The 19449-nt window shown below is 42.2% G+C and carries 18 protein-coding genes, 1 tRNA gene and 1 pseudogene; 11 read left to right on the plus strand and 9 right to left on the minus strand.

From position 1 onward, the window contains the following. Positions 1 to 64 precede the first annotated feature (64 nt). The 4 genes from tatA (at position 65) to F957_RS06375 (ending at position 3663) form a co-directional block, all read left to right on the plus strand. A complete protein-coding gene (gene tatA / locus F957_RS06390) occupies positions 65 to 280 on the plus strand; it encodes a Sec-independent protein translocase subunit TatA (RefSeq protein ID WP_004678519.1) in 216 nt (71 codons plus the stop codon). Positions 281 to 292: 12 nt separating this feature from the next. Then, on the plus strand, positions 293 to 733 hold the full coding sequence (tatB, locus tag F957_RS06385) for a Sec-independent protein translocase protein TatB (RefSeq protein WP_016541524.1): 441 nt from the start codon (positions 293 to 295) through the stop codon (positions 731 to 733). Further along, a complete protein-coding gene (gene tatC, locus F957_RS06380; RefSeq protein ID WP_016541525.1) occupies positions 730 to 1494 on the plus strand; it encodes a twin-arginine translocase subunit TatC in 765 nt (254 codons plus the stop codon). The genes tatB and tatC overlap by 4 nt, the downstream gene beginning before the upstream one ends. Positions 1495 to 1677: 183 nt before the next feature. Beyond that, positions 1678 to 3663, plus strand: a complete 1986-nt coding sequence (locus F957_RS06375) for a PhoX family protein (RefSeq protein WP_016541526.1) — start codon at positions 1678 to 1680, stop codon at positions 3661 to 3663. 233 nt (positions 3664 to 3896) lie between these two features. On the opposite strand, the gene F957_RS06370 is transcribed toward F957_RS06375, so the two are convergent. The 4 genes from F957_RS06370 to F957_RS06355 form a co-directional block, all read right to left on the minus strand. Beyond that, on the minus strand, positions 3897 to 4547 hold the full coding sequence (locus F957_RS06370; RefSeq protein ID WP_016541527.1) for a hypothetical protein: 651 nt from the start codon (positions 4545 to 4547) through the stop codon (positions 3897 to 3899). 140 nt (positions 4548 to 4687) lie between these two features. After that, complete coding sequence (locus tag F957_RS06365) at positions 4688 to 6223, minus strand: alkaline phosphatase (protein ID WP_016541528.1); 1536 nt, start codon at positions 6221 to 6223, stop codon at positions 4688 to 4690. A gap of 20 nt (positions 6224 to 6243) precedes the next feature. After that, complete coding sequence (locus tag F957_RS06360; protein WP_016541529.1) at positions 6244 to 7836, minus strand: alkaline phosphatase; 1593 nt, start codon at positions 7834 to 7836, stop codon at positions 6244 to 6246. 142 nt (positions 7837 to 7978) lie between these two features. Then, positions 7979 to 8761: an NRDE family protein gene (locus F957_RS06355; RefSeq protein WP_016541530.1), complete on the minus strand. Its 783-nt coding sequence runs from the start codon at positions 8759 to 8761 to the stop codon at positions 7979 to 7981. Positions 8762 to 8871: 110 nt separating this feature from the next. Here F957_RS06355 and lgt point away from each other — a divergent pair, with 110 nt between their 5' ends. Next, entirely contained in the window at positions 8872 to 9684 is an 813-nt protein-coding gene (gene lgt / locus F957_RS06350) for a prolipoprotein diacylglyceryl transferase (protein WP_016541531.1), read from the plus strand. Between the two features lie 105 nt (positions 9685 to 9789). After that, the gene (locus F957_RS06345; protein WP_016541532.1) at positions 9790 to 10164 is read left to right on the plus strand and encodes a hypothetical protein; all 375 of its coding nucleotides are present in this window, start codon (positions 9790 to 9792) and stop codon (positions 10162 to 10164) included. On the opposite strand, the gene wrbA is transcribed toward F957_RS06345, so the two are convergent. Beyond that, positions 10161 to 10760 carry an NAD(P)H:quinone oxidoreductase gene (gene wrbA, locus F957_RS06340; protein WP_016541533.1) on the minus strand — a complete coding sequence of 200 codons (600 nt, stop codon included), beginning with the start codon at positions 10758 to 10760 and terminating at the stop codon, positions 10161 to 10163. The genes F957_RS06345 and wrbA overlap by 4 nt on opposite strands. A 113-nt stretch (positions 10761 to 10873) precedes the next feature. Here wrbA and F957_RS06335 point away from each other — a divergent pair, with 113 nt between their 5' ends. After that, positions 10874 to 12124, plus strand: coding sequence for a YihY family inner membrane protein (locus tag F957_RS06335; RefSeq protein WP_016541534.1), 1251 nt, complete (start codon positions 10874 to 10876; stop codon positions 12122 to 12124). A gap of 28 nt (positions 12125 to 12152) precedes the next feature. On the opposite strand, the gene F957_RS06330 is transcribed toward F957_RS06335, so the two are convergent. Then, positions 12153 to 13058: a DMT family transporter gene (locus F957_RS06330; RefSeq protein ID WP_016541535.1), complete on the minus strand. Its 906-nt coding sequence runs from the start codon at positions 13056 to 13058 to the stop codon at positions 12153 to 12155. A gap of 107 nt (positions 13059 to 13165) precedes the next feature. Between F957_RS06330 and F957_RS06325 the strand changes: the two genes are divergently transcribed. After that, on the plus strand, positions 13166 to 13966 hold the full coding sequence (locus tag F957_RS06325) for an AraC family transcriptional regulator (protein WP_016541536.1): 801 nt from the start codon (positions 13166 to 13168) through the stop codon (positions 13964 to 13966). Positions 13967 to 14073: 107 nt separating this feature from the next. Here the strand turns inward: F957_RS06325 and F957_RS06320 are convergent, their stop codons facing one another. Then, entirely contained in the window at positions 14074 to 14715 is a 642-nt protein-coding gene (locus tag F957_RS06320; RefSeq protein WP_016541537.1) for a fumarylacetoacetate hydrolase family protein, read from the minus strand. A 33-nt stretch (positions 14716 to 14748) separates the two neighbouring features. Continuing rightward, the gene (locus F957_RS06315; RefSeq protein ID WP_016541538.1) at positions 14749 to 15246 is read right to left on the minus strand and encodes a YcxB family protein; all 498 of its coding nucleotides are present in this window, start codon (positions 15244 to 15246) and stop codon (positions 14749 to 14751) included. Between the two features lie 168 nt (positions 15247 to 15414). Between F957_RS06315 and F957_RS06310 the strand changes: the two genes are divergently transcribed. Next, positions 15415 to 16197 (plus strand): hypothetical protein, encoded by a 783-nt coding sequence (locus F957_RS06310; RefSeq protein ID WP_081401624.1) that lies wholly within the window; start codon positions 15415 to 15417, stop codon positions 16195 to 16197. 156 nt (positions 16198 to 16353) lie between these two features. Continuing rightward, a complete protein-coding gene (locus tag F957_RS06305; protein WP_016541540.1) occupies positions 16354 to 17652 on the plus strand; it encodes an SRPBCC family protein in 1299 nt (432 codons plus the stop codon). 42 nt (positions 17653 to 17694) lie between these two features. Here the strand turns inward: F957_RS06305 and F957_RS06300 are convergent. Continuing rightward, a tRNA-Arg gene (locus tag F957_RS06300) sits at positions 17695 to 17771 on the minus strand. Between the two features lie 692 nt (positions 17772 to 18463). On the opposite strand from F957_RS06300, the pseudogene F957_RS06295 reads away from it, so the two are divergent. Beyond that, positions 18464 to 19449, plus strand: a pseudogene (locus F957_RS06295) (beta strand repeat-containing protein); the annotation flags it as partial.

The raw sequence follows: 19449 nt of genomic DNA on the forward strand, positions 1-19449 counted from the left end.
AAGTGTCACATCTTTGTCATGCCAAGCTGTTGAGATATATCCAAAGTTTTATAGGAATAGAATGATGGCTGGTTTATCAATTTGGCATGTACTGATTTTTGCAATTGTAGTGATTCTACTGTTCGGTACATCAAAGCTAAAAAACCTCGGTAAAGACGTTGGCGGTGCAGTCAAAGACTTCAAAAAATCAATGAAAGAAGAAGAAGCGGCTACACCTTTAAATGAACCTCGCACCATTGATGCTCAAGTAAAAAATACTGAAAGCTCAGTAAAAAGCTAAGCGAGCACGATTATGCTGAATTTGGGAATGACCGAAATCTTTTGCTTTGCCGTGATTGCATTGCTGGTGCTCGGTCCTGATAAATTGCCAGAAGCTGCACGGTTCGTAGCGAAATGGTATGGAAAAATTAAAAAGTTTATCAACAACATTCAGAACGAAATTGATCGAGAATTACGCCTTTCTGAGTTCCGCGAAGAAATGCAAAAAGAAATTGATAAAATCACTGAACTTGAACGCCGGATGCAACAACAGCTAGACGCGCTTAAAAATACACAAACGCCTTCTGAAGCTGAAGAAGTAAAAACTGAGACGAAAGCCCCGATCATCTATACGCTTTTTTCTCAGCAAGCGATCATCCCTTTCAGTCTTGAATATCAAAAGCAGTTACCTTTCAAACTCGAGTCGAAGCGACCGATTCAACCGTTTGATACAGAATTAAAGATTGCCGTATGAGCCAATTACCATCGACTTCAGTCACTCCTGAGGAATCCTTACAACAAATGCCGGTGATGCAGCATTTGATTGTGCTGCGACAATATCTATTTAAGATTGTTGGGGTAACGATTTTTCTTTTCTTCTGCTTATTGCCCTTTAGAAATACCACCTATCAATGGTTGTCTGAGCCATTAAGACAACAACTGCCTGCAACTTCCACCATGATTGCAACCGATGTCACTGCAACATTTATGGCACCGTTTAAGCTGAATCTATTTGTCGCCTTCATGTTGGCCATGCCGTATATCATTTATCAGATCTGGTCATTCATCAAACCAGCACTGTATGAAAAAGAACGTCATTTGGCTATTCCCCTCTTATTAGGCAGTATTGTGCTGTTCTATTTAGGTGTGGCATTTGCTTATTTCATTACCTTACCAGCGATTTTACATTTCTTTATTAGTGTTTCCCCAGAAACCGTTGCACCAATGACAGACATCAACAGCTATCTCAGCTTCTGTCTAAAATTATTCTTGGTGTTTGGTTTTACCTTTGAAATCCCAATTATTACTTTAGTACTGATTTTAATTGGCGTGGTCAGTACCCAAACGCTCATTGAAAAGCGTCGCTTCATCGTAGTCGGGTGTTTTTTTGTCGCAATGTTTGTGACGCCACCCGATGCCTTATCCATGATCATGCTGGCCGTGCCAATGTGGATGTTATTCGAACTCGGGTTATTCCTCGGGAAAATACTGGAAAAAAGAAAAGCATCAGCTTAATTCAAATATGTGAAAAATCCTCGAAAACATTTCGGGGATTATTTTTTATAATTTAATATTTATTAATTATTTATAAAATAAAAATTGTCTTCAAACTGCCTTAAAACTGTCAGAAAACTGTCATCTCCGCTTCATAGAATCGATCAGGATTTATTTACCATATATTACAGATACGGATTTACTATGACAGCCAATACTAATCAGCCAAGTCGTCGTGATATTTTAAAATGGTTCGCGGGTGTTCCGTTTTTACCACTAGGGGCAATGGGCACAGCAGCAGCTTTAACAGGTTGCAATGATGACAACGATAATAACGTTGTTACACCACCAGCAAAACTGGTTAAATTTAAAAATGCCAAATTTACGCCAATGGCGGCTCCAACCACCACTGCAGAAATGGCAACAACTTCTGTTAAATCAAGTTTAACAGTGACTTGGGAAGACAATACTACAACCGAATATAAATTAGGTTATCAAGAATTTTTCCGCACGGGTATGGAAGTTGATAATATCAATGGCGGCAAAATTATCGCAGGTAGCTATTACGACATTAACAACAAAGCGATCAAAGATACATCGGTTCCAGGTCAAGAACGTCAATTCTTCTCTGACTGTCCAGATGGCTCTTCAATGATCCATCTCAAAGATGCAAAAGTTGACGGCGTCAACAACCCTGTGTTCCATGTGGTTCAGTTCGAATACACCACACAAAACTTGGCCAAACAAAGTATGTATGGTCAGTTACCGTCTCCAATTGCCGTATTGACCTTAGACCAAGATCAAAAAACAGGACATCTTGCATTGAAAAAATACTTCAATGTCGATATGTCTAAAGTGCATGGTCTATGGATTACTTGTGGAGCTAGCCTTTCACCTTGGAATACACACCTTTCAAGTGAAGAATATGAGCCAGATGCTTTTGATCAAATTGGTAGTACCTTAGCCACATTAAGAGCCTATAGTAAAAATCTGTATGGCAATGAAAATACAGCCAATGCCTATAACTATGGTCATTTACCAGAAATCATTCTGGATGGTAAAGGTCGTGGTACTGCAGTTAAGCACTACTGCTTAGGCCGTATTTCACATGAGCTGATTCAAGTGATGCCAGACAACCGTACCGTGATCATGGGCGATGACTATACCAACGGCGGTTTCTTTATGTTTATTGCAGATAAAGAAAAAGATTTATCTGCTGGGACGCTCTACGTTGCCAAGTACACGGCTGAGCTGAATGAAACCTCTACAGCACCGATCAAATGGATCAAACTGGGTCATACCGACAGTAAAACTATTGAAGATTTGGTCAATGTTCGCGGCATTAAAGCTGACAATATTATGGAGAGCTTAACCACTGCACCTGCTGACTTAAGCGGTTATACGCAGATTGTATTGGATAAGAAAACACTCTGGATCAAGTTAAAAGAAGCCAATAACGGTTTCAGCAAAGCAGAAATCGAATTAGCGGCTGCCTTCCTCGAAACGCACCGTTATGCAGCCCTCAAAGGCGGTAGTATGGCCTTCACCAAGATGGAAGGAACCACCGTGAATATCAAAGATAAAGTGGCTTATTCTGCACTTGCCAATATTCAAGACTCGATGATCGAAGGTAAATCGAGCTGGGTTGCTGCACACAATGTTAAATTCAAGAGCACATTAAAAGCTGGTGGTGTACTTGCCCATGACCTGAAAGGCAGCCAAGTTGACCACCTAAATAATGTGATCAATAGTGAATGGACACCTTATCAAAGCCATATGATTCTCATGGGCAAAGATATTCCAGCAGACAGCTTGGGCAATACCGCTGATCCAAATAACATTGCCAGCCCAGACAACTTAAAATTCTCTGAAACATTACGTACTTTGTTCATTGGTGAAGATAGTGGTAACCATACCAATAACTTCCTTTGGGCTTATAACGTTGAGACTAAATCTTTAGATCGAATTCTTTCAACACCAGCAGGTGCAGAGTCAACAGGTCTACATGCGGTTGACTCAGTCAATGGCTGGACCTATATCATGAGCAACTTCCAACATGCAGGTGATAGCTCAAGTCTTCCTGCTGATTTAAAAGCAAAAGTTTTGGCTAACTACAATGGTGGTTATAGTGCAAGTGTTGGCTATATCACCGCTGATCCAGTTGCGCCATCAATTGAGAAAAAAGCTTAATTTAAGCAATCCACTCAAAAAGAAATGCCGACATCATGTCGGCATTTGCTTATCTCAATCCATCACAATCCAATCATTCAGCTCGTACTCATGCTTATATGAAACGAATCGAACAGTAAGTTCATTTCATTTAAAGATTGAAATGATAGCGGTCACCGAACAGATCAATTTCTATGATAAAAAAAGCCCCTTTAAAAAAAGGAGCTCAATTCAGCCAATCCAACTTTATGCAATTAATCACCAAAGTCTGAATAATCTTTGCTGGTAAATTTACTGTAGCTTTTCCAAGGTTCTGCAATATTGACCAGTTGGATATTGGCTTTCAGAATGTCATAGCGCAAACCATCTAGACTGCGCACTTCAACCCGTTTGGCAATGTTATTGCGATTATCCCATTCAATATTCATTTTATTTTTCTTATTCTGGCTTTCATACCAAGTGCTGTTGCTGTCTTTTTTCTTGACGGTCATTCCCTTTAAGCTTTTAGGATCAATCAATGAATACACACAGCTCCAACAGCTACTAAGCCCTAACATATCGACATCGGCATCTTGCAAATGTACAACGGTTTTATCTTCCATCAGCACCAAATTGAGTTTGGGCTGTTTTTTCTGATCAATAAAATAATGCTGGGCCGCTTCTGCTAAATCCAAATGTTTATGCCCGCCCTTTTCATGTCCATGTTGGTGATGTTTAGGTAGTACACGTTCAATCCAAATATTCTGAGTATTACGATACATACGCTCCTGAAACACACTGGTACGGGTCACACCATCATTGCCAATACTTTGGGTCTCACGGGTAATGCTGGCACTTAATAACGGCGCTGCATGCAATGACGTCATTCCCACGCTCAGTAATACTGCACTCATCACTAGACGCATGTTATTTCCTACATAAAAAAACCTCAGTCATAGTGACTGAGGTTGTTTGCAATATGATGAAAATCTTCAATAAAGTGTTGAGGGTCTGTTAACATTTCAACCATGCTCTGTCGCAAGTATCTGTGAAATGTTAGCAGCCCCTATTTAAAACCAAACGCTTCTTTTAATTTACTGAATACCCATGCATTTTCACGTGTACCTTTAAATACTTGTGAACCCGCACCTTCAGCAAATAACAGCACATCACCACCACCATGTGTTTCAGAACCAGGATTGCCCAACTTTATCCCAACCTCTTGTAAATAATCATCGGCAGCTGCGTCATTGTCGGTAATGTCGATGCGTGAGGTTGGACGTGGCCCACCACCATTACCAAATACCAAAGTGGTTGAGGTTTTACCATTCACATCCAGATTCGGCGCATGCTTTTTACCATCCGCCAGCACCCGTGTGCGAGTATCTGTCGCTTTGGCTTCTTGATAGCTATAGCTCAAACCCAAAATACCTGGGTTAGTAGTTGTAGTTTTTCCCGTACGCGCGGTATAGCCATTAAAGGTCATGGTATGGTCATGGTCGGCCGTAACAACGATTAAAGTATTCTTTAACTCAGGGTCGGTTTTCTTGATTTTATCCAATGCCGTCTTAATCGCATTATCAAAAGCAATGGTGTCTTGCAATGCACGTTTGGCATTGGTGCCATGTAAAGCATGGTCAATACGTCCGCCTTCCACCATCAAGAAAAAGCCTTTGCCCGCAGTATCTTGTGCCTGTAGTAAATCAATCGATTTCGCAGTCATTTCAGCTAGAGTTGGCTGGTTTGGTGCAGTTTTCGCACGATCCAAATCATATTCTAGATGTGAAGTTGCAGAATAAAGACCAATATACTTTTTATTCAATGGTGCTGCATCCATCTCTGCTTTGGTCGCACCAACCGTGTAGTTTTTAGCTTTTAATTCATTGAGTAGGTTACGTCCATCAATACGCCCCTTCTTGTTATCCGCCGCATTATAAGGGGTGAAATGATTGCGCCCGCCTCCCATGAGTACATCCACACCATCTAGCAATTTAGTATTGTAACCTGCTCCACCTGGAATCACCTGACGTGCAATCTCAAACTGTGCATTACGATTACACACATGAGCAAATGTTGCAGCTGGCGTTGCATGGGTCAATTCTGTGGTGGTAATCGCGCCGACTTTTTTGCCATTGGCTTTAGCAAGTTCAAGAATCGTTTCCGCAGGGCTGCCCGCAGCCACACTTGAACCTGGGGTTGGACAATTATTGATGGCATTAGATACTTTGGTACCATCTGGTGCTGTACCCGCACTTGGTTCAACCGCGATCGTCCCAGGCGTCATTCCAATCACTTCATTACGGGTTTTCTTGCCCGTCATATAAGCCGCCATTGAAGGAGCACTGTCGGTGGTTTGACCATCTTCTGAATATGTCTTAATTCTTGCCGTACGGCGCAAGGTGTCCATGGTTAATTTGCCAGATTCACCGTAGCCATAAATACGGCTTGCCGTGACTGTGGTTGGCCCCATACCATCACCCAAGAAGAAAATGATATTCTTGGCTTCGCCCGCAGCTTGTGCACCAGTGCTTGCAGCAACTAATGCAACCGTTAAAACAGATGCTTTCATACCGAACTGACCTAATTTAAATTGTTTTAACATCATCGTTCTCCAGTCTGTTGTTATTTATCTAGGCCAATGGCTTTGCGAACTAGGTTAAAGACTTCGATATTTTCGAGGCTGCCATGGAAGTTGTCTGACCCTACACCAATTGCACCAAGGAACACATCAGTACCGCCATGCGTTTCACTATCAGCAAAACCAGTTTGCACCACAGCTTCTTGCTGGAAGTCATCTGCAGCGGTACCCGTACACCACCCTTCTTTATCAATATCCGTACCACGACTATCGGTAAATTTACCCGCTGGGCCCGTGACTGGATTACAGCTATCGTTATCAACTAAGCCACCACGTGCTTCGATACGATCATTGTCTAAACGCTTTTTACCTGTACCAAAGCCGATAATTGGATATGGGTTGCCATTCACATCGGTTGAGAAACCTGCCTTATTATAGTTTTTGACTAAACCGAGGACACTGGTCTCACCACCTTTTACATATTTACCGGTACGTTTTGCATAGCCATTCAAGACCATGGTGTGGTCATGGTCAGCCGTGACCACGATCAAAGTATTCTTGAGCTCAGGATCGGTTTGTTTGACTTTATCAATCGCAGCTTTAATTGCATTATCAAAGGCAACGGTGTCTTGTAAGGCGCGCTTGGCATTGGTGTCATGCAGTGCATGGTCAATACGTCCACCCTCAACCATCAAGAAGAAACTTTTATTTTTCGCTTGGAGGACATCAATCGCCTTGGTGGTCATATCGGCAAGGCTTGGCTCATCAATTTTCTTATTGGTACGATCCAAGTCATAGTTCATATGGCTGGCATTAAATAAGCCCAATAATTTTTTGGTCTTGCTTGGATCAATTTTGGCTAAATCACTTCCGCTTGAAACAAAGTTATAGCCTTGATCTTGCATTTCTTTGACCAGATCACGACCATCAGCCCGTTTACCGCCCGATACCGTCGTTGGTTTAAACTGGCGTAAGCCACCACCCAAGACCACATCTACACCATCGTTTAATTTAGTATTATACGCGCCCCATCCTGTACCTTTACCTGCAGGAACAAGCTGTGCCGCAATATCGTTCTCGGCATCACGATGGCACACATGCGCATAGGTCGTGGCAGGTGTTGCATGGGTAATACGGGTTGTGGTAACTAGCCCAGTGCCCATGCCTTGCGCTTTAGCAAGTTCAAGCAATGTTTCTGCTGGTTTCTTGCCTTTATTGGATGCAACATCGTCACAGGTACTGGTGCCGTCTGCTTTCGGTGGAGATGCGATGGTGCCTGTCTGCATGGAAATGACTTCATTGTTCATTTTCACGCCCGTCATATAGGCAGCCATAGACGGTGCACTGTCTGTCACTTGACCATCTTCTGAAAAGGTACGAACAAATGCAGTTTCTGGCAGCGTATCAATGGTCAAATCGCCATCTTCCCCAACAGAATAAATACGCGATGCGGTTAAGGTGGTAATCCCCATACCATCGCCCAAGAAGAAAATTACATTTTTTGCGGTGGGTGTTTTTGGTACTTCTGTTTTTTCATTGTTATCACTATCGTTACAAGCAGTCAGTCCCGCTGACAAAACTGCCATTAAACTGACCGCCAATAGCTTTTTGGAAAAGCCCGTCTTTGATAAGAACATAGAATATCCCCAGATGTATTGTTTGGACGTAACTTGATTGGCTACACCATAACAATGCTGGGTGACCCTTTTATGTCATCGTGATGACAGTATTATTTCATCTTGTTGTTTTATATACATAATTATGTTATAACATATCAACCTAACGCTTCAGATCAACGTGCAAATCAACCACTTGTCCCTGCTGTTCACCCTGTTGAGATTTTTCTAGCCATTGCCATTTGGTATCAGTTAATCTTAAAAAATTAGAGCATCGTGTTCCATAAACTGGGCTTTGAATAAAGGTGGATGACAATAGGGCTTCCATCTCAGGATTAATTCCCGTATCAGGTAACAGATTAGCAATGACTTTACGCTCATCTTCCAAAATATCCCAAGCGGCAGCATCAATTACTGATTCAGTCATTTGTACTTGCTGCAACATCGGTAACAACTCTTGGGTAAAGCGCTGACGCAAATGTTTGGTTTTCTCCCAATCTTCCGACATCAGACCATTGGACACCACGTAGACCCCATTGGCGAGCACTTGGGGAGCTTCGCCACGGTTACTCATATATACTGCTTGTGTTTGATCTCCGATAAATAAATTAAAGCCTGCATAATCCTGTTGCTGTTGTTCCAGTTGCTGGGCAAAACGGATGGGTGCTAAGTCACTTTCCAAGAAAGATTGAATCAAGTGCCCGCGAGAAGTCGTATAATTTTTTTGATCTCGACCATTGCGAAAATTGGTGACAATCGCCCAACGGCCTGATGCCGTTACTCCCATCCACGTCCCGCCAGACTGTAAGTCCTGCCCTGCCACAATGCTGCTGTTTTGCCATATATGCAAGGCAGCAGTGGGTCGATGATAAAACTCATCCCGATTTGAAATTAAACATAGCGGCATTTTATCCAACACCTGCCATGCAAAAGCGACAATACACATAAGTCCTTTTTCTCCCACGTTTTGGGACATTGATCTTTCACATTGAATGTACAACATTTTTCACATCATTCCGCTACAATCTGCTCAAAATATAAAATTGAGGAGCAGCGATGCTGACCTATCCAAATATTGATCCAGTTGCGCTGAGCTTAGGACCAGTCAAAGTGCACTGGTACGGGCTGATGTATCTTCTGGCTTTTCTATGTGCATGGGGTTTAGCATCGTATCGCGCTAAACAACGTGATGGCTGGACAGGCGACATGGTGTCAGATCTGGTCTTCTACGGCGCATTGGGTGTGGTACTCGGTGGCCGCGTCGGCTATGTGTTGTTCTATGAATTTGGTAAATTTTTAGAAAATCCATTATGGCTGTTCCAAGTCTGGACTGGCGGCATGAGCTTCCATGGCGGCTTCCTCGGTGTCATCATTGCGATGCTATTTTGGTGTAAAAAATACCAAAAAACATGGTTCCAAACCTTGGACTTTATTGCACCCTGCGTACCAACAGGCTTAATGTTTGGCCGCTTTGGTAACTTTATTGGAGGGGAACTATATGGCCGCCCAGTTCAAGATCCAAGCTACCCATTTGGCATGATTTTCCCAACCGATCCATTGGGTCTGGTGCGCCATCCGTCACAAATCTATCAAGCTCTCTGTGAAGGTTTGATTCTATTTATCGTGCTCTGGTGGTTCAGTTCTAAGCCTCGCCCACGTATGGCCGTTTCAGCCTTATTCTTGGTCGGCTATGGAGTTGCACGCTTCTTTATGGAATTCTTCCGCGAACCCGATGCAGACCAAGGCTACATCTTATTTGGCTGGATGACCAAAGGTCAGATTCTTAGCTTCCCAATGATTATTATTGGTCTGTGGATGATCTGGTACGCTTACCGTAAGAACATCTATGACTGGCAGTTAAAGAAATAATAAAAAAGGGAGCGAATGCTCCCTTTTTTAGGCCGATGATTTAAGCTATTTATCAATCATTCAGAAACAGCGTATATTGATACTATCCCGCGTAGGAGAGCATCAATGCAGCAACAACGTCAGTATCTCACCCACTTTAAAGTGCAGGAACTGGTGCTTTGCCTCTCTCCCTTACAGTTCAATCAGCAGTTGGTCAGCCAAATCGAAAAATTACTTGGACTCAGTTTCCTCAACGACAATGAGCCGCATCGGGTGTGTTTCGCCAACCAAAATATCGAATTACAAGATGCGTATAAACAGGTGTTTAGCCCAGTTGATCTACTGGATTATCTCTATGCAAGTTTAATCGCAGACCAACAAAGTGCAGAAAAAATACAGCTAGATCATCCAGCCTTAGCGCCAATTCCCTACCCAACGGACAATCTTACTTTCTGGAAAATGGTCGCAACGGGGCGGCAATATCGACTTTCGCTGAGTTAAAACTTTCCAACCAATGCTTTCACCACTTCACCTAAACGCTTGCCTTGTGCTTCACACAAGATTTTTTCATCTTGACTTAAGCTTTGATCATGACGTGGTCCGCTGACATGACTGGCGCCATATGGCGTTCCACCCGTTTTGGTATTTGATAAAGCAGGGATTGAGTTTGCTAAGCCCATAATCATCATACCGTGATGAAACAATGGCGGTAGCATGCTCAATAAAGTGCTTTCCTGCCCACCATGCATCGAACCAGAAGAAGTAAACACACAAGCAGGCTTATTATGCAAAGCACCATTCAGCCATAGACTAGTGGTTTGATCCCAAAAGTACTTCATCTCACTGGCCATATTGCCAAAACGCGTTGGCGAACCCAAGGCCAAACCCGAACAATGGCTGAGATCTTCTAAAGTGCAATAAATGTCACCATCGGCTGGAATACTCGCTGCCGCTTCGGTCACTACGGTGGTTAAATTCGGTACGGTTCGAATGCGTGCCGTCACACCCGCTGCTTCAATTCCATCGGCAATCAGATGCGCCATTTGCTTGGTTGAACCATATTTACTGTAATAAAGAACAAGAACGTAAGGTTGCATCACTTTCAAGAATTTTGTTAAAAAGGACACTATACGACATTTTTTACTTTTTGAGCTGTAGTAAATCCTGTGATTCCACTGGATTTTTATTAAAAATAACTAGGATAGAACCCATGATCTTAAATCGTTATCTAAAAAAACTGCCCTTTTTAGAGAAAACATGGTTTCAATTTATTGTGTTTGTGTTACGACGTTTTGAAGCGGATCGCTGTCGGGAACAAGCAGGAGGTTTGACCTATACCACCCTGTTTGCAGTGGTGCCGATGCTGACTGTTTTTTTAGTGATTATCTCTTCGATTAAAGCTTTAGAACCAGCTCGACAACAGTTACAACAATTGATTTATAGCAATTTTTTGCCGAAAAGCACCATTGCCTTTGATAAAGCCTTAAATGCCTTTACCGAAAAATCCAGTAACCTGACCATCATTGGTGTACTGTTCCTGTTTGTCACCACGGTACTGATGCTGACTTCGATTGAGAATGTATTTAATCGGATTTGGCGAGTAAAAGAGACACGCACAGGTTTAGTCGGATTTATGCGTTATTGGACCATTATTTCCTTAGGACCTATTGTTTTAGGCAGTGCCTTTGTCCTATCTTCGACCGTCGCCTCTATCAATGTACTCAGTAATAACTTTGCGGGTTATCAACTCGATGGCTCTTTTATTCTGTGGCTGATCTCATTTCTATTGACCATTGTCGGCTTCTTTATTTTATATTGGACCATACCCAACCGTATTGTCCCCGTCCTTTCAGCACTGATTGCGGCCTGCTTTAGTGCCACCATCTTTGAAGTGTTAAAACGTTTTTTTGGTTGGGTGATGAGCAATTTCACCAGCTATGAAATCGTCTATGGTGCTTTCGCTGCGGTGCCAATTTTCCTGCTATGGATTTATTTATCTTGGAACATCATCTTATTGGGTGTCGAGATCAGTTACGCTCTGACCGCATTTCATTCGGGTAAAGAACAAAAGCGCCATCCGATTCTGATGTTATTAGATATACTGGAACTGTTTTATAAGAAACAACAAATCGGTCAAAGTGTCAGTGAAAAAGAGCTGTTAAATATTATTGGTCGTGGTGAATTGGGTCGTTTACCTGCCTATATCATTCAATTGGAACAGCAAAATCTGATTATGCGAACCGATAAAGATGAATATGTCTTGGTCCGCAATCTGTCTCAGGTGGATTTTTGGAGCTTCTTCACCGCCCTACCTTATCCACTGCCATTACGTCCCGATGTAGAGCATATTCATCAAGATGATGAATGGATGGAACGGCTTGGTCCTTCCTTGGTTGAGAGTAATGATTATTTAGCCGCCAAACTGTCGATTCCACTGTCCACACTGTTTGAACAGAAGTAAGCAAAAAGGTCTCTTAGGAGGCCTTTTTTTATTTCCTTAACCAACCTTGCAAACTCACCACCACAATGCCGAGCAAAACCAAAGTAGAACCAATGATGAAATTTAGCTCAATTTTTTCGCCTAATAACCAGACACCGAAAGCCATTCCAAACAGTGGTGTAAGGAAGGAAAATACTCCCAAACGAGAAGCCAAATAGTTCCGTAACAACCAAAACCATGCCAAAAAACTGGCAAAAGAAACCACCAAGGTATGGAAGGCTAAACTGCCCATCATCAGAGGGCTAAAGTGAATCGTGGCTTGGCCGAGAAAAAGAGCCGCGCCAAATAACAATACAAAACTACCTGCCAATTGATAAAACAGCGTTTGAGTCACCGCCGCTTGTGCCAGTGACGATAAACGGACGGTAATGGTGGTCGCCGCCCAAGCAATCCCTCCAGCCAAAGCCAGTAAGTCACCCCACAACATCTGTTGATCCGCAATCGATGCACCTGAATTTGCACGTAAAAAAGTCACCACGATCCCTAAAAATGCAATCCCAATACCTGCCCATTGCAACAGACTGAGACGCTCCGAAGGAAGCTTCCAATGTAAGCCCAAGGCGACAAAAATCGGTGCGGTATACAGCAGCACCACGGCATGCGAAGCAGAGGTCAACTGTAAGGCCTGTGCCAATAAAAAGAATTCCAAAGAAAATAGCAAGGCAACCAGGGCACCCGCTTTTAAATTCTGGCGATTGAAGAGTTGACTGCTTTTATCCAGATACAACAAGGGCAATAACAACACTGCAGCCAGTCCTGAACGCAACGCGATCTGCATTAAGGGAGAAATGTCAGGCGCTGCCATTTTTAAAATGACTTGTTGCAGTCCCCAAATCATACACAATACGATCATCAGACCCGATGCAGTTGCATCTAATGCTTTACGCTCATCCATTTCGCGTTCCTGATTTTATGGCTTGAGCATCAATATAAGGCTGTCGTATTTTCATGATATAGTGAAAATACGACAATAGATGCGTGTTTTCAGGCAATTCTCATGTTATGAAAAAATCAGCTCAAAGGATTCAAGATTTTCAGGCCATCCCGACCTACAATGATATTCCTGCCCCCTTATGGCTACAGATTCGAGATGCACCTGCGGAGACTTTTTATCCAAATCATGCTCATGCGTGGGGTGAATTTATCTATGCCTTCGATGGCGTTTTAGAAGTTAATATTGAGCAAATTCATTATTTAACTCCGCCACCTTATGGGATCTGGTTACCACCGAATTTACAGCATAGTGGCATCAATCGTAACGAGGTCACCCATTGCACCTTGTACGTGCATGAATCGCTCTGCCAAAACATGCCGCAACAGGCAGGTATCTTATTGTCTGCACCCTTAGTTTCTGCACTGCTTGAACATATCCGCAAACATCCCTTTGCTGAACAGGATCCAGAGTATTTACGCTTGCTGCAAGTTTTGCTCGACTCACTGACCCATGCCGAACTTGTCGGGAGTTATTTACCCACAACACAACATCCCGCGCTAGCGAAAATATTGACCCATTTACATGAATTCCCTGCGGATAACAGTACCTTGGAACAGCTTGCACAAATGATCAATATGACTGAACGCACCCTTGCTCGTTATAGCCAAAAAGAATTGGGAATGTCTTTGCACGAATGGCGCCAACGTCTTAAAGTCATGAAAGCGATGTCGATGTTAAATCAGGGTAAGACCATTGAAAATATTGCTTTGGACTTAGGTTATGCCAGTTCATCAGCTTTTATTTATATGTTTAAACGCTGGATGCACTTCACCCCAGACCAGTTTCGTAAGCTGTATCAAGGCAGTTAAGTTTGCGATCAATACCTTAACGAAGATTGGACTCAGCAGAAAATCATGATTTTCAGATATAAAAAATGGCGCTACTCTTCAGAACAGCACCATCCTTTTATTTCAACTTAGGCTTTGACGAACGTATCCCAATCATATTCGCCTGACTGGGTAATCAATTTCATAGTCAATTGATCATTGGCACGTAATGCCCCCACGCCTGCGGGGGTGCCTGTCATAATCACATCACCAGCTTCTAGGCTAAAGGATTGATTAATTTCAACCAATAAAGTGCCGATATCAAAGATCATATCTTTGCTAAAGCCGTGCTGACGGTCTACCCCATTGATGTTCAGAATCAACTCCAACTCTTGCAGGTCGCCAATCTCATCCGCTTCAATCCAGTCAGCCAAAATACAGGCACCATCAAAGGCTTTGGCACGTTCCCACGGCTCACCCTTAGATTTTAAATCGCTCTGTAAATCACGTAGGGTCAAATCCAGACCTAAAGTGATGGCACCAATGGCTTCTAGGGCTTTGGCAGGATCGGTTTCTTGAGATAATGGATGGGCGATTTGCAAACAAATTTCGCATTCATAATGACACTCACCCAAAGCCTGATTCCAGCTGACGCCTTGAGCTAAAGAACCGATACTGCTTGGCGGCTTGATAAATAACAACGCACGGTCAGGAATGGCATTGCCCAATTCCTTGGCATGTTCCGCATAATTTCGACCAACACACACAATTTTTGAAGGACGTGTACTCATGAAAACTCCTTGTTCTTTCAACCGTCGATAAATTTACTTTTTAAAACTGTGTTCAAACTTTGTTTGATCTGCTGAATCGCTAAATGCACGTTTAGGCACGATCACCACGGTATGACTTTTCAGCTCCAACATGTAGGTCAGCTTGCCAACCGCAAACGATTGAACTTCTGCATATTGCGCACTTTGTTTTTTGACTGCCGCATATAGTTCAAAATGATCTTGATAAAGATCAATGCCCTGCTCACTTTTGCCAAACTGATAACGTACAAATTGGCGCTTAAACAACATCGGTAATAACCAGTAGCGCATGACCGCTTGCATCACCAGAAAAAAAGCACCCAGTGCAACGTAATAACGCCCAACACCAGAAAAGCCTAGATAAATTCCCCACAAAATAATCGCAATGCTGATCACAGGAGTTAAAAAGCGGCTAAAGGTTTTTTTGCCAAAAGTGACCAAAGCAAAACCATCTTGTGATTCTTCTAAATTCAAATAATAGCGCACCGATACACTTGGACGTTGTTCAGACATTTTTGATTTCTAACATTTGAAAAAAAACTGACCTATTAGAACATAAATGATTTAATGGGAAATCACATTTATCGCGATTTAATACAAAATTTAAATGTGATGTTTTTCTCTTTTGGGCTCGCCCTTTTATATCAATTTAATTTTATCGATGAATTTAACAGTATGAAAATGATGAAGATGCCACAACAGTTTAGATCTTTGCTGCTTCTTTTAGGTCTTTTGATCACACTCAGCGCCTGTAGCCAACAATCCTTTCTCGAAAAGATTGTACCGCCCCAAGAAAAGGCTTTTGCCGAGGATATGTTTAATCAACTCAGCAACAAAAACTATGCCGCTGTTGAGAAATATCTTAGTCCGGAACTGCAAGATGAATCCACCCAGAGTACTTTGATCCAAATGGCGGGCTTATTTCCGGCTGAACCCGTTAAAAATATCAAGTTAATTGCAGCCAATAAAAGCTTATTTAAAGATGTCGTCACTTATGACTTAACCTTTGAATATGAATTTGCAGATCAGTGGCTGATGAATAAAATCGTACTCAGTAAACAGGCAGATCAAATCCGTATTATTGGCATTCATGTTCAACCGATTGAGCATTCTGTCCAAGCCCTGCATGGCTTTACATTTGCAGGAAAAAGTCTACTGCATTATGTCGTGTTTATCCTTGCCATTGTGATTCCATTGTTTTGTATTTATGCCTTTATCTTGTGTGTCAGAACCCCGATGGCAAAGAGAAAATGGGTATGGTTAATTTTTATTTGCTTTGGCTTTATGCAATTTTCACTCAATTGGACCGATGGCAGCTATGCTTTTCAAATGCTGAGCTTCTTGGTCTTAGGTGCGGGTTACTTCCAGCAAACCGTTTACAGTCCAATTATTTTGCAAATTGCACTGCCTCTGGGCGCCATCTTGTTTGTTTATCGCCGTAAAAACCTAATGATTAAACAATAAACTTTGCCTAGACCCGCTTCGGACAACGACTTAAGCGGGTTTTACACAATACGACTATTTTTTATGCATAAAAAATTTTATTAATAAGCAGTATTGATCGCTCATGCGCGCATCAAGTCATTAGATGAAATCACGGATAAAAATCAAAGGAATGTGATGGCTTATTTGAATGGTCTAATCTTGCCCTGTCTTTTATTAGGACTCACACAAAGCTGTTTTGCCAAAATATTGCCTTGGACAGACAATATTCCAAGCGCCTTACAACCTTTTCAAAATAATCCTCAACTGTTGGCCAGTTATACCCAAAACAATATTTTTATTTATGGTCATCCTGCGACCAAAACAGCCGTACCCACACTGAAAAGTAATCCTCAGCCCAGTGTCAGTTTTAACTCAGCCGCAATCATTGTCCCCGTCAATGCCCAACAAGTGGCCAAAACATTAACCGATTTCAGCCACTATGTCGGATTATTCCCAACCCTCAAATCGGCGAAAACATTAGAGCAGTCTGGCAACATTGTTCAAATGAAATATCGAGTCTCGATTCCAACCCCAATTCCCGTACTTAACTTTAATGAAGACGTTACGCTGCAACATCAGATTAAGCCGAATAGTATTGCCAGTTTGGTGATTGATGCGCCAATTCCCTACGGCGTCGGTAAATTTGAATGGTACGCCTTGGACGATCACCGCACCTTAATCACGTTGACCCAATGGGGCGATTTGAATCAACCCAAAGGATTTATTGTTAAGAAAATTCTCAATGCCATTCCTGAGGTAAAACTCGGAATTCCAAGTAGTAGCAATGCGTTTATTTTAGAATCCTTAAGAACCCGTTTTATTCAGTCTAACTTGGCTCCCCTGAACGCAGGCCAAATACCGAATCCGCAGTTGAATGCAGCACAACTGAATAAAGTCACACAATTGATTCAATCTGCTCAGCAACCTGTCAGTATTCTGCATGCGCCGACCAGTATGCTGTATACCCATGGCCGAGAATCCATGCGGTTTACCACCACCTACCAATTTTATAAACAACCGACCCAGCCCTTGCAGAAATGGCTCAGTCCATCGGCCTATCAGGAACTATTTCCTCGACAAATTAAAAAAGTGGTGACCACTCCCATCCAAAATCAGGCACAGGATGCGGATATTCAAGTCAATGTCGGTCTGGGTGTTATCAATATTCCCTTTGCCTTTAAATTGCGCTTTAACTATCCGCAACTGGCTGAAAATAATTTTTATGCCAATGGTGGAGATTTGCGTTTTATTAAGGGAAAAATGCAGTTGAGTTCACTGAATCAAGGCACCTTATTGAGCATGACCAGCGCGATGAAAATTGATGAGAAAGCCCCATTCTTGTTAAGAGCCATGCGCAGTCTGCCTTATCATGATGTACTCCCCGCCGTTGGGGGTAATGCTGTGTTTGTACAAAAAATCAAAGCAAAAATATAAGACGTAAAAAAACCGCATTTAAGCGGTTTTCTTTGTTCAAATTGGTGCGCTCAGAGAGATTCGAACTCCCGACCCCTTAGTTCGTAGCCAAGTGCTCTATCCAGCTGAGCTATGAGCGCATATTTGATGGAGCGCATTATACGCACTTCTCCTAAAATGATAAGCCTTTTTTCACAAGATTGCACTCAACTGGCTATAGATTCGGCATTTCGCTGTTATTTGCACAAAATACCCCCATAACCACCTTAAAATGCTCCTTCACGCTCTCATTTCATCAAAATCACTTCACCTCCCCCTTTATAATATTCCTCGGATTGGTAAGTTTTTTTAAATAACCCACCAATAACAGCCGAAATACGATAACTTTTGATGGGTGTTAATTTTAAAAAATGAATTAAGAAAAAATTTAAAATATTGATCTTTATTAATTAAATATCATTAAAAATTCTTGGAAATATTTTTTTGCAAAGCAGTAACAAATCTTAAAACTTTCTTATTTCGATACCCGTTTTAAGCTCAAATATGGCTTTAATTGTCTGATAAAACAGGCTAAATAAACTAAAAGCAAAATCACCCTTGTTTTTCAAATAAAATACAATTGTAAATTTAATTAAAACAAATAAGTCATAAATATATTAAAATTCAATATCTTAAACTCATATTTAACAATCTTTTTTTAAACGGTTACAGATTGACAAAACAATTGTCACATATAACACTAAATACGATTAATGTGACTTTAATCACAAAAAAATCATAGCCATTTAATAATTACTCAAAACAACACAACTTTAAAAATATAGGTATCGTTATGCTTTTCAAAACTCTTTTATCACCCATTAAAAGTATTACTTCTAGTTTAGTTGATAGTAATACCTCAACATCACACGTTGGCGGTTCAATCCTAGCACCCCTCTCCTTATCCACAATTACAAATACTGTGACCCATACGGTCAGCAATATCACAAGCGGATCAGCCAGTAATCCCGTCAGTGCAGTGACAGGGATTTTAGGAAACGTAACAGGCAGTGCCAGCCCACTTTCAACAGTTACAAATATCATTGGTGGTGTTACTGGCGGGACAAGTGGAAATCCACTTGGAGCTGTAACTGGTATTATCGGAGGAATTACAGGTGGTACTGATGGCGGCCCTCTTGGTGCAGTAACAGGCATCATCGGTGGAATTACAGGAGGGACCAATGGTGGTCCTCTTGGTGCAGTAACAGGCATCATCGGTGGCATTACTGGTGGAGCTGAAGGCGGTCCTCTGGGTGCCGTTACTGGAATTATTGGCGGCATCACAGGCGGAGCTGAAGGCGGTCCTCTGGGTGCTGTTACTGGAATTATTGGCGGCATTACTGGCGGAGCTGAAGGCGGTCCGCTTGGTGCCGTAACAGGTATCATTGGTGGTATTACAGGTGGAGATCTTGGCAATAATCCAGTCACAGGTGTGATTCAGGGCGGCATCGATGTCCTTCAAGGATTGGAGAGTTTAAAAACCGATATCATCAATACAGGCATTGATACTGTTGCAAGTACGATTATCGGTGCAGTTCACCAGTCTGAACATCCTATTGGGGACTTAGCCAATCTAGGTACCCTCACTTTTGAAACCTCTCGCGATACCGTTAACGGTACACTTGAAGCAATTTCTGACTTAGCAGGTGCTGATATCGGTGGTGCCGCAGGTTCGCTGACCGGTGTTGTCGGCACACTGATTAATAATGGTTCAACCGCTTCTGGTCTGGTTCAGCATATTGCTGGCGATCTGACTGATGTGGGTGGCATTATCGGTGG

It is taken from the genome of Acinetobacter gyllenbergii CIP 110306 = MTCC 11365, from assembly GCF_000413855.1.
GTDB classification, from domain to species: Bacteria; Pseudomonadota; Gammaproteobacteria; order Pseudomonadales; family Moraxellaceae; genus Acinetobacter; species Acinetobacter gyllenbergii.